The organism is Priestia megaterium NBRC 15308 = ATCC 14581 (assembly GCF_000832985.1).
Classification (GTDB): domain Bacteria; phylum Bacillota; class Bacilli; order Bacillales; family Bacillaceae_H; genus Priestia; species Priestia megaterium.
In genome coordinates this window covers 268,444-282,627 of record NZ_CP009921.1, presented here as the reverse complement: position 1 = coordinate 282,627, position 14,184 = coordinate 268,444, and the positions used below count along the sequence as shown (strand labels likewise).

At 36.0% G+C, this 14,184-nt stretch carries 15 protein-coding genes and 1 riboswitch; of the genes, 5 read left to right on the top strand and 10 right to left on the bottom strand.

Annotated features, from left to right (window positions below; translation table 11 throughout):
• Window positions 1-170 precede the first annotated feature (170 nt).
• Window positions 171-581, top strand: a complete 411-nt coding sequence (locus BG04_RS28905) for a VOC family protein (RefSeq protein ID WP_034655788.1) — start codon at window positions 171-173, stop codon at window positions 579-581.
• A 91-nt stretch (window positions 582-672) separates the two neighbouring features.
• On the opposite strand, the gene BG04_RS28900 is transcribed toward BG04_RS28905, so the two are convergent.
• Complete coding sequence (locus BG04_RS28900) at window positions 673-915, bottom strand: hypothetical protein (RefSeq protein WP_034655790.1); 243 nt, start codon at window positions 913-915, stop codon at window positions 673-675.
• A 247-nt stretch (window positions 916-1,162) separates the two neighbouring features.
• Between BG04_RS28900 and BG04_RS28895 the strand changes: the two genes are divergently transcribed.
• Window positions 1,163-1,528 carry a DUF3888 domain-containing protein gene (locus tag BG04_RS28895; RefSeq protein WP_051975662.1) on the top strand — a complete coding sequence of 122 codons (366 nt, stop codon included), beginning with the start codon at window positions 1,163-1,165 and terminating at the stop codon, window positions 1,526-1,528.
• A gap of 406 nt (window positions 1,529-1,934) precedes the next feature.
• Here the strand turns inward: BG04_RS28895 and BG04_RS31895 are convergent, their stop codons facing one another.
• The 4 genes from BG04_RS31895 to BG04_RS30175 form a co-directional block, all read right to left on the bottom strand.
• Entirely contained in the window at window positions 1,935-2,123 is a 189-nt protein-coding gene (locus BG04_RS31895) for an aspartyl-phosphate phosphatase Spo0E family protein (protein WP_282958757.1), read from the bottom strand.
• A gap of 302 nt (window positions 2,124-2,425) precedes the next feature.
• Window positions 2,426-3,121 (bottom strand): hypothetical protein, encoded by a 696-nt coding sequence (locus tag BG04_RS28885; RefSeq protein ID WP_034655795.1) that lies wholly within the window; start codon window positions 3,119-3,121, stop codon window positions 2,426-2,428.
• Complete coding sequence (locus BG04_RS28880) at window positions 3,118-4,251, bottom strand: FtsK/SpoIIIE domain-containing protein (protein WP_034655796.1); 1,134 nt, start codon at window positions 4,249-4,251, stop codon at window positions 3,118-3,120. Before BG04_RS28880 ends, BG04_RS28885 begins: the two co-directional genes overlap by 4 nt.
• Before the next feature lie 12 nt (window positions 4,252-4,263).
• The gene (locus BG04_RS30175; protein ID WP_080743219.1) at window positions 4,264-4,563 is read right to left on the bottom strand and encodes a hypothetical protein; all 300 of its coding nucleotides are present in this window, start codon (window positions 4,561-4,563) and stop codon (window positions 4,264-4,266) included.
• Window positions 4,564-4,926: 363 nt separating this feature from the next.
• Window positions 4,927-5,027, top strand: a riboswitch (SAM riboswitch).
• 81 nt (window positions 5,028-5,108) lie between these two features.
• On the opposite strand from BG04_RS30175, the gene BG04_RS28875 reads away from it, so the two are divergent.
• Entirely contained in the window at window positions 5,109-6,236 is a 1,128-nt protein-coding gene (locus BG04_RS28875; RefSeq protein WP_034655799.1) for a 5-methyltetrahydropteroyltriglutamate--homocysteine S-methyltransferase, read from the top strand.
• 136 nt (window positions 6,237-6,372) lie between these two features.
• Here BG04_RS28875 and BG04_RS28870 read toward each other — a convergent pair whose 3' ends face one another.
• Window positions 6,373-8,022 (bottom strand): catalase, encoded by a 1,650-nt coding sequence (locus BG04_RS28870; protein WP_034655801.1) that lies wholly within the window; start codon window positions 8,020-8,022, stop codon window positions 6,373-6,375.
• Between the two features lie 451 nt (window positions 8,023-8,473).
• Here BG04_RS28870 and BG04_RS31795 point away from each other — a divergent pair, with 451 nt between their 5' ends.
• Both BG04_RS31795 and BG04_RS30170 read left to right on the top strand, forming a co-directional pair.
• Window positions 8,474-10,561, top strand: a complete 2,088-nt coding sequence (locus BG04_RS31795; RefSeq protein ID WP_051975663.1) for a methyl-accepting chemotaxis protein — start codon at window positions 8,474-8,476, stop codon at window positions 10,559-10,561.
• Window positions 10,562-10,868: 307 nt separating this feature from the next.
• Entirely contained in the window at window positions 10,869-11,012 is a 144-nt protein-coding gene (locus tag BG04_RS30170) for an anti-repressor SinI family protein (protein ID WP_080743220.1), read from the top strand.
• A gap of 80 nt (window positions 11,013-11,092) precedes the next feature.
• On the opposite strand, the gene BG04_RS28860 is transcribed toward BG04_RS30170, so the two are convergent.
• The 4 genes from BG04_RS28860 to BG04_RS30730 all read right to left on the bottom strand — a co-directional run bounded on the left by BG04_RS28860 (window position 11,093) and on the right by BG04_RS30730 (window position 14,041).
• A complete protein-coding gene (locus tag BG04_RS28860) occupies window positions 11,093-12,121 on the bottom strand; it encodes an NADH:flavin oxidoreductase/NADH oxidase (protein WP_034655804.1) in 1,029 nt (342 codons plus the stop codon).
• Window positions 12,122-12,335: 214 nt separating this feature from the next.
• The gene (locus tag BG04_RS28855; RefSeq protein ID WP_034655806.1) at window positions 12,336-12,764 is read right to left on the bottom strand and encodes a MarR family winged helix-turn-helix transcriptional regulator; all 429 of its coding nucleotides are present in this window, start codon (window positions 12,762-12,764) and stop codon (window positions 12,336-12,338) included.
• 268 nt (window positions 12,765-13,032) lie between these two features.
• Window positions 13,033-13,476, bottom strand: a complete 444-nt coding sequence (locus BG04_RS28850; protein WP_051975664.1) for a MarR family transcriptional regulator — start codon at window positions 13,474-13,476, stop codon at window positions 13,033-13,035.
• A gap of 88 nt (window positions 13,477-13,564) precedes the next feature.
• Window positions 13,565-14,041, bottom strand: a complete 477-nt coding sequence (locus BG04_RS30730) for a transposase (RefSeq protein ID WP_080775538.1) — start codon at window positions 14,039-14,041, stop codon at window positions 13,565-13,567.
• Window positions 14,042-14,184: the final 143 nt, after the last annotated feature.

The following is a 14,184-nucleotide window of genomic DNA, read 5'->3' as shown; positions in this document are numbered from 1 at the left end:
CTCTTTTGTTAATGAGTACTGCAATGCGCTAATCCCTACACGTTATATCCTTACAGGTGGAAAAAAATAGTGAAATAATAATAGTTACATTAATTTTGCAGTACATAGACGATCACTAGATGAACCAGCGTTTTAAGTAACGTTATTTTTTATGGAGAGGAAGAATATAAATGATAAAAAAAGTGGAACATGTAGCTATAATTGTTAAGGATATGGATCAGGCCATTGAATATTACTCGGATATGTTTGACTTCAAGGTTCGTCTTCGAGGGTCTTCAAAAACAAAAGAGATGGCATTTTTGTTTTTGGACGAACAGCCAAGTGTAGAAATTGAACTAATTCGAGATATTAATCCTATGAGCGACTATAATAAAAGTGGAATTGTTAATCATCTTGCTTTTACAGTAGAGAATATGAACGAAGCAATAAACCACTATAAGAAAAAAGGAATTGAATTTTTATCTCCTGAACCCCAACCGACGTTAGAAGGGGGACGTATGATTTTGTTCCGCGGCCCCAGTGATGAACTGTTACAATTAGTAGAAAGAGTAGTAGTTATCGCCGAAAATCCACTGGCCTAGTCAGTGGATTTTTGGCTTTTTTAGTTAACATAAAACGTATTACAGGAACCAAACTCCCATTATCCTACAACATAGAAAAATGGGGCTTTGATTACCTATAATTACTTTCTATAAGTTCTCCTAAATTATCTAAATCTTGACTGATATTTAAGATAATCAAGTAATGCCATTCTCCTTTACGTTTCCCTAAATTGACTACTTGATGGACTTCAACTTGATCATTTCCATATTCTCTAGCTGCTTCACACATTTCCCATAACTTACTGCCAAACTCTGTGTTATCCCAATTTTTTATTGTCAAATCGATATAAGACTGGCTCTTTTTTAAATTCATATCCCACTCTCCCTATTACTAAAAATAACATTAAAGTAATAGTTTAGGTAGAAAACTTAGTTACCATAATCACAGTTATAGAAACAAAAGAAGGAGACTATATAAATAGCCTTCTTCTTTTTTAGTTTGCCCTTTATCATGCTATGTCACATAAAACCTAGACTCTTAACTCATTTTTTAAAGTTACGTATCGTCCATATTTTCAAGGGAAAACTAGCTGAAACAAGCACTTAGAGGAGGATAACTAATGAAACGATTAATGGCTGCCACAGTTCTTTTCCTATGGTTAACAGGAGGAATGGTCAGTTATACAGAAGCTGCTCCTCAACCGTCCATTAAACAGAAGCACACGGATTTCTATGATGCCTTTTTAATGTTGTTAAATCCCTATGCGGAGAAAGCGATTCGAACAAAATACCCTGATCGTAGTTATAGTTTGTGGAATGCAGATATTTTGAGTGTGAAGCGTGTATCGGGTGGATTCTCAAACTATGATTTCGTAGTGAAAGTGAAATACGACACGTTTACAGGTCCACACAACCCGCCTGAAGGACCTGTGGTCATCACATTTTCGGTGAAAAATGAGGTCAAGATTCTAAAAGTTGAAGGGTAACCGATGAAAAAAACGTTAGAAAACTTATTCTTAAATCTTTATTCTTTATATGTATACGATATACAAAGCTAGTTTACATAAACATTCTTTTCAGAACACATACCAAAAAGAACCCTGTTGGGAGAAGGGTTCTAGATGAGGCCTTGTTTCTTCTTTATGCAGGTTTTTATACAGTTTTGATTTATCCACATTTCAGTTCGAGGTGAATGAAGAAATCACGTATAAAAAGCCTGCCTTCTATACATATGTGCCAGCATATTATAACTTTACTTTATTACCCAAATTATTTATAATTTACAAGTCGGTTAGTAAGTTAATCACCACTTACTAAAAAGCTATCGCTTTCTCATGCTAGGCCAATGCTAATAGAATGCGATAGCTTCTTATGTATAAAGAAAGACAAAACTTACTTTGTTAATCTAATCTTATGTAATTCATTTAACAATTGATCAATAAACTGGCTGACTTGAAGTGCGTTGTCACTTGTCATTCCTTCTTCTAGTGCTACTTGAATCATATTCTCCCGGGCCTTTTCTATCTCTATAATCAAAGTCTGTTTTAAAACACCCTTATAACCCTGCAATGACCATCCCACCCATTTACCAAAAATGTTAATATTTATAACTTATTTAACAATAAATATATTACGCTCATATATCAACAGTTAACCTTTAAAGGGGACAGTTATATAACTTGTAAAACGGACCTAATAGCTTGAAATCGGGAAATAAGGGTGTGAATAGTCGTTTTGAATTCACACAAATTAATGGAAAATGTAGAATTTTTGGAATAAATTTGCTATTATTTAATTACTGTAACATTTACATTTCAACGAGTGTGACATAAAAAAGCTGCCTCATTCCCTGTATTGAGGCGGCTTTTTTATGTTGACCGTCATTATGTGAGATTAATTTTAATCCCACCGGAAGAAGCTGAGGCCCGTGGCTTTCCATCTCTTTGTTGTTTACCCACGCTCTTATATTTCTCCATCAATTCATGGATACTTGCTACTTGTATAAGACGGAAATAGTCTGAAGATACTGCATATCGAATAGGCGTAATTAAGATAACAGAAGGGAAGATAGCTGCTCGATCTTCAGGCTGCCACTGCAACGCTTTCCACTCATCCGAAAAGAAGAACTCCTCATAGAGGTGGATCTTATCCTGCATTTTTTGCTCCGAATACTGATTGCGTTGAATTTCAATCCAAAACGGAGATCCTTTAAAGATACAAAACAGATCGGGCTCAATTCCTCCTTTTCTTCCAGTGGGCTTATCTTCAACAATGACTTGTTTAGGTATACCATACGTACTCATTTGTTTATAGATTTCCAAGATAGAAAGGAAATGTAATATTTTTCGAGAGTTCTTTTTGATCTTTGCATCCACAGGTAAATAGACCGTCGGAGAATACTGCTGTGTACGCTCAATGAGCCCTAATCGATATAAACGTACCATGACGCTATTACACGCATTTACGGGCGATTTGAGCTGTTTAAAGAATAGATGAACTAATGAGTCTCGATCCACGGCTCTAAACTGGTTAATAAATGCCATGATGTCTTTATCACGTTGAGATAGTCGAAAACTCATCGCTGTTCCTCCTTCTCTAATAATCCGAAGATAGACTGTGACACGACCTCGAGTTGCGGCTCAGGATCTTTCACATGTGTTTTATAAGAAGAAAGTAGTTCCTTACAAACTTCTTCATCTAAAAAATAGGCTTGAAATTCTTTGACCTCATCAATTTTAATCTTCATGCGCCCTCTGGCTGCAGCATCGATTTCTTCGGCACCAATTACTCCAGCTACTTTTGCATTTATCGCATCGGCCTGCCTTCCAGAGATCCGGACCCGTAAGTTCGCTTTTAGTGCTGAATTTAACAAATCGGCATCGGGACGCTGCATGGCAATAATCGTATGAACACCTAGTGCTCGACCTTGGCTGGCAAACTGTTGGATCATCTCTACAAGATCCGTTTCTCTCTTCACAATGGACATTTCATCAATGACCACTACAATACGAGGCAGCTTAAAAGGTAGCCTGCTGATATGAGTGACCCCATGCTCTAACAGTAAGTCTCCTCTTCGATACATTTCAGTTCGTAATAAAGCAAAAGGTTTTCTCATGTCCTTTGCCTCAAAACAAAGCGCATCCACATGCTCAATCCCATGAAATAGCCCCAAATCAGCTCGTTTAAGATCCACCAACACTAAGCGCAAGTCTTCAGGAGAGGCATATTTTACCCATGTTGTGAGGATCACACGCATGAGACTGCTTTTTCCAGCTCCAATTTCACCCGATATTAGCAAGGTTTCTAGATCCGCAAAGTCCCACGAAATGAAGTTTCCATAGATTTCTTGACCAATACAGACAGGCAGCTCCATCTTCTCAATATGAGGATGGATTGTTTCATAATCATATTTAAGCATGGTAGGTAAGTCTTTGTGATGAACGGTAATACTAAAGTTTTTTAAGCTGCCATTCACTTCAATATTGCTGCCTAATACTTGTCGTAATGCCCATCTTTTTTTCGTTAAGAGTTCAGGATCAATGCCATTTAGTAAAGAAAAGGCATACCGAGTATAGTTATTATGATGATCGATCCGATGGATTTTCGGAAATTGATAGGAGGCACGATCCCCACGCTTTATGACTCGATAAATCTCTGCTGTACGAAACGCTTTAATAAGCTTCCCACGCAATTTTAGTTTTTCAAACATCTAAAACCCTCCTTAAAACATAAAAGTCGCAAAAAAGTAAAATAAGGCCCCATAAAAGGTGACAGGTAGGATAAAACGCATCACCTTTGAAAACTGATCGACCAGATCAATCACACCCCACCGTTCTAATATTCGTTCGATGAGAGCAACCCCTAAGACAATGCCTCCTATGGTCAAAATAGTGGAATCAAGCATGGCTAGTGGACTAAAAGGAACAAAGGAATAAGCCCTGAAGGGACGAGGTTTCGTTGAAGGTTTAGAGGATGGTTTATGGAAGAAGTTTCGAAAAGTATTATAATGCGTTTTTCTCATGTTGGTACCTTCTTTCATTCTTTTAATTTTTTTGCTTTTGACGTACCTGTTTTTTCAGCTCAACGCATCCGGTCGCCCCCTTCAGCTCCCTTACAGGTTCCACAAATGGCTTCAACAGGGTTATAAAGCTTGTATTAACGGGGTATCGATACTGAACTAGCTACTGATTAGATAACGGAGTTATAATACTTTAGATACTATGTAGCTACTGCGGTAAGCTTGCCTGTCCAATCGAAAAATAACAAAGAACCCTTACTGCAGTAGGTAATGAGGTAAGAGGTGTATTATTTCTGATTTTTCGAATTTTTGTTGACAATCTAAGAAAACAAGTGTAACCTTTGTTCTAGTTGAATAAATTGAATATTCTTATCTCGAGAGGTGGAGGGACTGGCCCTAGGAAGCCTCGGCAACAGACTGTTAAAGTACTGTGCCAATTCCAGTAGCAATTTGCTTGAAGATAAGAAGAGAATCCATAACGATTATTAACCTCTTCTTATTTGTAAGAAGAGGTTTTTTATTTTGAAAAGAAAGAAGGAAACAAAACCATGACGAAGACATTAGTGAAGGCTCCATTTAAAGCTGATCACGTAGGCAGCTTTTTACGAACGACTCCCCTTAAAGAAGCAAGAGAAGCGTATGCGAATGGGAAAATCAATAAGGCCGATTTAAAATCTGTAGAGGACAAAGAAATTGAAAAACTTGTCCAGAAACAAATTGAGGTAGGGCTTAAATCCATCACTGATGGTGAATTTAGACGCTCATGGTGGCATTTGGACTTCTTATCAGGCTTAGAAGGCGTAGAGGAGTTTGAAACAGAATATATCAGCCAATTCAAAGGTGCAAAAACAAAAAATAAAGCGATTAGGGTAGTAGGTAAAGTAGACTTCAATCATCATTATATGCTGGAACACTTTACGTTCTTAAAAGAAGCTGTCGAACAGTATGGTGATGGAAGCCAAGTTGCTAAATTCTCTATTCCAAGCCCCAACATGTTATTTACTCGAATTCAAGAAGATACATATTACAAGGGAAGCAGAGATCAATTTTATCATGATACTGTGGCTGCTTATCAAAAAGCTATTCAGGCCTTTTACGACGCAGGCTGCCGTTATCTACAACTAGATGATACTTCCTGGATTGATTTCGTTTCTGAAGAACGCATCAATGCGGTTGTTGAGAAGCTTGGTATGGATGTAAAAGACATTATCGATACTCGAGTAAGTTGCTTAAATGATGCTATTTCTAAAAAGCCTGAAGATATGCTCATTACTATGCATATTTGCCGTGGAAACTTTAGATCTACGTATATCACAAGTGGTGGCTATGATACTATATCCGATGCAATCTTTGCTAACTTACATGTAGATGGACTTTTCCTTGAATATGATGATAACCGTTCAGGAGATTTTGAACCATTAAAAAGTTTTACACGTAACAATCAAACCGTTGTATTAGGATTGGTAACATCTAAATTCCCTACATTAGAAGATGCTAAGGTCATTAAGCGAAGAATCCAAGAAGCAAGTGAATATATTCCTCTAGAAAACTTGTCATTGAGTCCTCAATGTGGCTTTGCGAGTACAGAAGAAGGAAACGAATTAACAGAAGAAGAGCAATGGAATAAAATTAATCACGTAATTCAAATTGCTCAAGATGTCTGGACAAATAACTAAAGAATGATTTAAAAGATATCTCTCCTGTCAATTAGGAGAGGTATCTTTTAAATCATGAGGTTTTAGGCAAGGTATTCCCTTAAGATTATACTATACCCATACGTCGGTTCCCTATTTTTAAAATAGAGCAATTCACTTAATAAGGATCGACTTCGTGACTTTTCTTTACAGCATCTTCTGTTGCTTCATTTGCAGCTAATGTACCTTGTCCATATTTTGATTTACCTGCTTTACGACCAGGTACCTCACTTGTATTTTTCATATCCTGCATTTCGTGTAGTTTCTTTTCAATACCTTCCTTCACACGTCGACCATATTCTTCATCAGCTTGTGTAAAATGAGAAATCATCGTTTCTTGGATTCGTTTATCACAAATAGCAAGTGCATCCGATAGATTTTTAATCAATTCATCGCGCTCCCAATCTTCAAAACTACGGTATGTGTGACCTGCCTGCCCATAATCGTTAGGACGGTCAATTGGTGCACTCATTGCGGCTGCATTATACGTTGGTTGATGTGGAACACGGTCTTTCTTATTTTCTTCCTGAAAGCCACCAAGCATTGAAGGCTCATAGTTAATATGTGGATTATCCCCAGATTCCTTTGGGTCACGAATATCCATTTGACCGCGCTGCTGATTCGTATGAATAGGCACTTTCGGTGCATTCACAGGTAATTTTAGATAGTTCGCACCTACACGGTAGCGCTGTGTATCTGAATAAGAAAAGGTACGTCCTTGTAGCATTTTATCGTCTGAGAAGTCCATTCCATCTACAAGAACTCCTGTACCGAAGGCGGCTTGCTCGATTTCTGCATGGAAATCCTTTGGATTACGATCTAGAACCATACGGCCCACTGCCAACCATGGAAACTTATCTTCCGGCCAAAGTTTCGTATCATCTAAGGGATCAAAATCAAGCTCTGGATGATAACCATCCTCCATAATTTGTACGAAGAGCTCCCATTCTGGATAATCTCCACCCTCAATTGCTTCGTATAAATCCTGCGTTGCATGTCCCACGTTTTTGGCTTGTATCGTATTTGCCTCTTCTTGTGTTAAGTTCCGAATTCCCTGCTTAGGTTCCCAATGATACTTTACTAGTACAGCCTCTCCCTTATCATTCACCCATTTGTAGGTATTTACACCAGACCCCTGCATGTGACGATACGTCGCTGGAATTCCCCATGGAGAGAACAAAAATGTAATCATGTGGGTAGCCTCGGGTGTACGGGAAACAAAATCAAACATTCTCTGAGGATTTGGCACGTTCGAAGCTGGGTCTGCTTTAAACGCATGAATCATATCAGGGAACTTCATTGCATCACGGATAAAGAAAATCTTAAGGTTATTCCCAACCAAATCCCAATTCCCCTCTTCCGTGTACATTTTTACAGCGAATCCGCGTGGATCTCGAGCTGTTTCTGGAGAATCTTTTGCTCCGGCAACTGTGGAGAAACGAACCATCAATGGTGTTTTCTTGCCCGCACCTGAAAATACCTTTGCCCGAGTATATTTCTCTACTGGTTCGTCCCCCACTTTTCCATATGTTTCAAAGTAGCCAAAGGCTCCAGATCCTCGTGCGTGGACGACTCGTTCTGGAACTTCTTCGCGGTCAAAATGAGAAATCTTTTCGATAAAGTGATAATTTTCAAGTGTAGCTGGCCCACGATTACCAATTGTACGAATATTTTGGTTGTCTCTTACAGGATGGCCCTGACGTGTAGTCAGCGTTTCACGTTTTATATCATCCTCGTTTGAAGCATTAACGTCTTTATTTTCTGCCAAAATGAAAACCTCCTTTGAATGATCACTTTAATCTTTTTCCCTGTATTGGAAAATGTATTCAATAATACTGAATTTTTCATGGTTTGTCTCTCATACTATGAATTCAAATCTATAAAAACCGTCATTAGTTTAAATTTAATCTTTTTTCACTCTTTGATTACAAAATAAGGTGACATAAGACTAAATAAGTATTTATTTGTGATTACCCCTTTAAATTTCAAAATAACTTGTGCTTCCTTTCATATCTTGCAGCTTTTCATAAAGACTTTCATACTCTTCTACCAACTGTACAGTTAGATTTACTTTGAAACAAATGACAGCTTGTTTAAATAAACTGAAAAATAAAATTTATTGAAACGTTGTTAAGAAAGAAAGAAATAACCCGATAGTAATTTAGTCCAATTTTTATTTGTAAAAAGTAAATTTAAATTCAAAAAGAGAAGGTATTTATATGAGAGAAAAATTTTCATTCAGAAAAAAAGATGATGATAGAAGGCTATCTATTCGAACCAAATGGATTTTATTTATTTGTACAACCACCTTTGTAGCACTTATAGGAACAGTTATCTTTATGCAAATAAGTATAGGCAACGTTTTAAAAAAAGATAATTTAAGTTCAAACAAAGTTACTGCCAAAAGTGCTTCTGAACAAATCAATTTAAATTTAAAAGGTTATGAGAATTCATTAAAGCAGCTATCAGGCGTAGTATCTAACGAAATAAATACCAGAGATTCTGTTACTGGCATCGACAAATTATTACAAACTGTTAAGGAAAATGATTCTACCATTATTTCAGCCTACTATATGGATGGAAAAACGGGAAAGCTTCATATTTCTCCTTATGCTGATTTTAAGCAGGATGTACATGAAACCAGAACATACAAAACTTTAACAAAGGCACCTAAAGTAACATGGATGGATGTGTACAAAGATAAAATTTCCGGAAAAATTATGACTTCTGTCGTTTCTCCGGTCATCGTAAGTGGGAAAATGATAGGAGCCCTAGGTTATGACATAGACTTAACTACAATTGGAGTTTCTAGAAGAAAAATAGAAAAGTATACTGAAAATAATCTTATTATCTTAGATTCACAAGGATTTGTGGTTAGTACTTTTATAAAAAATTCTGATGGGAAAAATATGAACCCCGAAAAAAGTGGTACTGTAGAGGGCGTTAGTGATTTAATATCACACAGAGAAAACTTTAATTCACAATATGGTTGGGTATCAAGAATTTATAAGAATGATTCTGTGCATTCTCTTGATGTGGAATTAAATAAGAAGGATTATACTGGCCAAGTGACAACAATACCTCATTTAAATTGGAAAGTGATTTCTTTAACACCCAAAGACATCTTTTCCTCTAAGATGAATGATATTAAACAAACTGGAATTATTTCGATAGTTATAGGTCTAATAATTGGGGCATTGTGTGCCTATTACCTTTCTGGCATGCTAAGAAAGGTTATACTTAATATTCAAGAAGTCTTAAAAAAGACATCAAGTGGAGACCTAACTACTGAACTAAGTATTTCATCAAGGGACGAGTTGGGAGATCTAGCAAAGAGTTATAACGAGATGCTTGCTGGCATGAGACAATTAATTTTTAAAGTAAAGAACAATGTCGTATCTGTCGAAACAACCACTAATGGCGTCAATACTATTGCTTCAGAAAATAACGTCGCAATTGCTGAAGTTTCCCAATCCATAGAGGAAATCGCAATGGGAGCATCAGCTCAATCAAATCAAATTGAAAATGGTTTACATACCATTAAAGAGTTAAGTATTGAAATTGACTTATTATTAGAGCAATCTAATATGGTTGAAAAAGAAATGAAAGAGGCTTCCACTCAAGTGCGAGTAGGCGAGGAACAAGTTGAGGGATTAAAAACCTCTTATAAAAACCTAGACCTGAATTTTAAAGATATTACACTAATGGTTTCAAATTTAAATAACAAATCAAAGACTATTGCAAATGTGACTGATCGCATTTCTGAAATAGCCGAACAAACTAATTTATTAGCTTTAAATGCTTCCATAGAAGCTGCGAGAGCAGGTGAGCATGGCAGAGGATTTGCCGTAGTAGCTCAAGAGGTTAGACGTTTAGCTGAAGATTCGAAACAAGCGACTAAAGACATTAACGAAGTTATAAATAGTATACTTAAAGAAAATAGCACACTTGTTAATATGATGACAGAAACAACTCAGACTAACTTTGAACAAAGCCAGGCAGTAAAAACAGTGAGTGAATCTATGACGTTTATTACTGAATCTTTAACAAAGGCAGTAGATTCTATCGTTAGAGAAACTGAATCCATTAACAGTATAAATCAACAAAAAGAAGTCGTTATTCAGATGATTCAAGAAATAAGTGCTGTTTCTCAACAAACTACGGCATCTGCTCAAGAAATAGCATCAATAGCTGAAGAGCAATCCGCATCTTCAAATGAGCTAACACGTCATACGGACCACTTATCTAAATTGATTATTGAGTTAGATACTGCAGTAGAAAATTTTCAAGTTGAAATACGCTCTTAAAGTAGATATGGTGCATCTCTAACTATAATCGATAACAATAACCAATTAGTGTGATGGTTATTATTACTTGAAGAACCTGAAAGTGAAGAAATAACTCAACTACTAGAAGAGATTGCAGTGCAAGAGGGTCAATTATCATAAAAGCAAGAGATAAACGGGCATTTGTAAATAAAGATCCAGAAATCTTATCCACCTATAAATATTAACTTATAATCCTTAAGGAAATATATTTAGATATATATACTTATATTAGATCGTTTTAACTTACAAATTAAGGGTAGGCGAACAAGTATGGGAGGTAATGATGATGAAGGATTCTGAGAAAAATCTTCCTGAAGAATGGATGAAGCTAGTTAGAGAAGCAATGAATTTAAATGTGAGCAAAGAACAATTTAAACAGTTTTTAGAAGAAAAAGCTGAAAATAACAACAAAGTAAAAAACATTAGATAATGAATATCTAATGTTTTTTACTTTCAAGAAATTTGTTTACTATCTAAAAACACTTAGTTTTTATATTTTGTTACTTGAACTTATCTTCTAAAACCATCTGCATATTGTTTTGGGACAGTCGTTTCTCTTTTCAATGTAGATGCAGCTTCTAATGCCCAATGAGGGTTTCGTAACATGCCTCTTCCCACAGCTACAAGGTCTGCATCCTCATTACCGATAACAGCATTTGCAAGCGCAGGATCATCTAATCTTCCAACAGCGATGACTGGAACATTGAGAGCTTTCCTAATCTCTTGAGCTAATGGTACTTGGTAGCCTGCATGCGTGCCGGGTCTCCCACCAGCACCGATAGGACCTTCACCTCCTGAAGAGATATGAAACATATCTACGCCAGCTTCTTGATAGTCTTTTGCAAACTCGATACTTTCATTAATGCCATATCCGCCTTCTACATACTCTTTAGCAGATATCCGCATGATTAATGGCATATCTTCCGGTATTTCAGCTTTTGCTGCTTCAATAATTTGTCGGCCAAATTTAGTCAGATCTTTTCCATACTCATCTTCTCGTTTATTTGTTAAAGGAGAGTGGAATTGATGAATTAAATATCCATGAGCACCATGAATTTCAATAGCATCTACACCAGCTTTCACAGCACGCTGTACAGCTCTACGGAACTTCTTTACCATTTCTTTCACTTCATCTGTTGAAAGAGCTCTAGGTGTTTTTGATTTTTTATCAAATGGAATAGCCGAAGGAGCAACTGGTACCTCTGCATCTTCAGCTTTACGACCAGCGTGAGCAATTTGGATGCCCACTTTAGCTCCGTAACGATGACAAGCTTCTACAATTCGTGCTAAAGCAGGAATTTGGTCATCTGACCATAATCCTAAATCATAATCTGTAATACGGCCATCAGGTTCCACATCTGTCATTTCAATTATAATAAAACTAGTCCCACCGATTGCACGATTTACATAGTGTAAGTAATGCCAGTCAGTAGCAATTCCATCCTTTTTTTCAACAGAATATTGGCACATTGGGGGCATCGTAATACGGTTTTTTAAGTCCAATCCTTTTATCTTATAAGGGCTAAATAAGTGATCCATAATAAAATCTCCTTTAACAAAATTATATGCATGCGCACGCATATAATTTATATCATTCTTTATTTCTTGTCAATTTATATGTTTATAGTTTATGCTCACACTATAAAGGTACACGTGGACCAAGTGATAAATAAAAATGACCTAGTAAATTTTACTAGGTCATTTTTATTTATCAGTTAAGATAAACTAATTTGTAAAAAACACATGCATTACGTCATGATTCGTGTAATAACGTTTGTAACTCATGATGAATATTTTCCTTTGAAAACGCAGATTGAAGAATGGTATAAACAGTATCTAAGCATCCCTGTAGTTTTTCTGAACCTTTTTCAGTCAGACTAGTATAGATACCTCTCCTGTCATCCTCACATATATGTCTTTGCAAAACTCCACAACTCTTAGCCTCAAGTCTACCTACTAATCGTGACATAGCACTTTGGCTTAATCCAACCATCTCTTGTAATTGCTGTAGTCTTAATTTTTTATCACTGCTTTGAGATAAAAAGTAAAGAACGTAAAATTCTTTCAATGATAGATCATAATTTTTTTGTAGAGCCCTTTCAAGTTCATTAGCAATACGTAGTTGAATATTAGTAATGGATATCCAATTATTTAAAAGTTCGTTTTTTGGATTGGTTGTCATATGAATTCCACCTATTCTATCCTATATAGCACTTTAATCAATTATCATAATGTATACAGATATGATGTTCAAGTTCTATTATATAACAATTCATCAACTTTTAATTAGATGGTGGACAAATGAAGTAGGAAGCTAGGGGATTTATTATTGATATTTATACTTTACATACAGATAAACAATAAAAAAGATGCCTGTAGGCATCTTAATAAGCTAAGTAAAAAGCTTGATTCAACTTGATTAAGACCTTTCTATATTATTTATCTTTGATTTATTGTTTAACGACTTCATCAATTTTTTTCTTAAGCATTCTATCCTCTTCAATTAAGTTTCTTTCAATCATGGACAAATAATTATCCATAAGTGCAATTAAATTTTCATCGTATATATTACGAGTAAGAGTAATTAGTTCAGTAAAGTTAGGTAATTTCCCATATAAGTCTTTTGTTGAAAGAGCTCCTAAAAAAAATTTATTTTCATGCGGTTTAAAATTCTTTAAAATTTCAAGTAATAACTCTTCTCCCCTTTTTGTTAACTCAATACATGTATTTTTCCTTTTGACTTTCTTTTCTATGATTCGTAAATACCCTTTTTGTTTCAACCTTTTCGAAAAATTAAAAGCTGTTGTCATATGCATAGAACCAAATTCAGCAAGTTCCATTATAGAGATATATGGTGCATTGTATGCCATGGATAAGATATGTGTGACCGTCAAGACTTCGTGGCTCTTTCTCACTTTTGGTGAAGGTAAACGTCGCTATATGTCAAAGACATGCATTATTTTTTCAGAAAAACAACTCTACCTATAATAATGGTATGAGCACTCGTTTTTTCAACAGCTCATCACTTGCCCGACCATACATCATACGTTTTAACATCTTCACACGATGTATATGTCCTTCAGATAGCCCATTACTTAAAGGATCAACACAAGCAGCCATTACCCCTTGTAAATCTTTTTCTATATAGGTTATAAAGGTATCGAGAGCTGGAAACGAATACATTTTACATGTTTCAATCCAACCAGGTATGCCTTGATTACTACGTTTACTCACGATGTTTCTAAATTTACGTGTCACTTCAAATAATTGTGGTATTAATGGAAACTCTTTTAAACATGCCGAAGGTAATGAATCTAACCAGTTTCTATTCTTTTCACTCCATATTTTCCACAGTAGGGAAGCTCTAGACAAAGAATGCGTTGTGGCACTGGCTCTATATTCATGACGAATTCTCGAAACGGCTTCATTTAAAGTAGAGCGACATCCTGTATAGCCTATCTTTTAAGTTCTGCCTCCATACGACTCGTCGTCCACCCAGATAGGTTCCATTGACGTAATTGATTTAGGAATGGATCTAATAGTCTTACACGACTAATAGGCTCTTTTTCTTGCGTCTTAAATCTTTATAGACCGTATTACGT

Excerpts from the sequence above, each read along its gene's own strand:
- BG04_RS28905 (WP_034655788.1), top strand. The coding sequence starts at position 171 with ATGATAAAAAAAGTGGAACATGTAGCTATAATTGTTAAGGATATGGAT.
- BG04_RS28900 (WP_034655790.1), bottom strand. The coding sequence starts at position 915 with ATGAATTTAAAAAAGAGCCAGTCTTATATCGATTTGACAATAAAAAAT.
- BG04_RS28895 (WP_051975662.1), top strand. The coding sequence starts at position 1,163 with ATGAAACGATTAATGGCTGCCACAGTTCTTTTCCTATGGTTAACAGGA.
- BG04_RS28885 (WP_034655795.1), bottom strand. The coding sequence starts at position 3,121 with ATGAGTTTTCGACTATCTCAACGTGATAAAGACATCATGGCATTTATT.
- BG04_RS28880 (WP_034655796.1), bottom strand. The coding sequence starts at position 4,251 with ATGTTTGAAAAACTAAAATTGCGTGGGAAGCTTATTAAAGCGTTTCGT.
- BG04_RS30175 (WP_080743219.1), bottom strand. The coding sequence starts at position 4,563 with ATGAGAAAAACGCATTATAATACTTTTCGAAACTTCTTCCATAAACCA.
- BG04_RS28875 (WP_034655799.1), top strand. The coding sequence starts at position 5,109 with ATGACGAAGACATTAGTGAAGGCTCCATTTAAAGCTGATCACGTAGGC.
- BG04_RS31795 (WP_051975663.1), top strand. The coding sequence starts at position 8,474 with ATGAGAGAAAAATTTTCATTCAGAAAAAAAGATGATGATAGAAGGCTA.
- BG04_RS30170 (WP_080743220.1), top strand. The coding sequence starts at position 10,869 with ATGAAGGATTCTGAGAAAAATCTTCCTGAAGAATGGATGAAGCTAGTT.
- BG04_RS28860 (WP_034655804.1), bottom strand. The coding sequence starts at position 12,121 with ATGGATCACTTATTTAGCCCTTATAAGATAAAAGGATTGGACTTAAAA.
- BG04_RS28855 (WP_034655806.1), bottom strand. The coding sequence starts at position 12,764 with ATGACAACCAATCCAAAAAACGAACTTTTAAATAATTGGATATCCATT.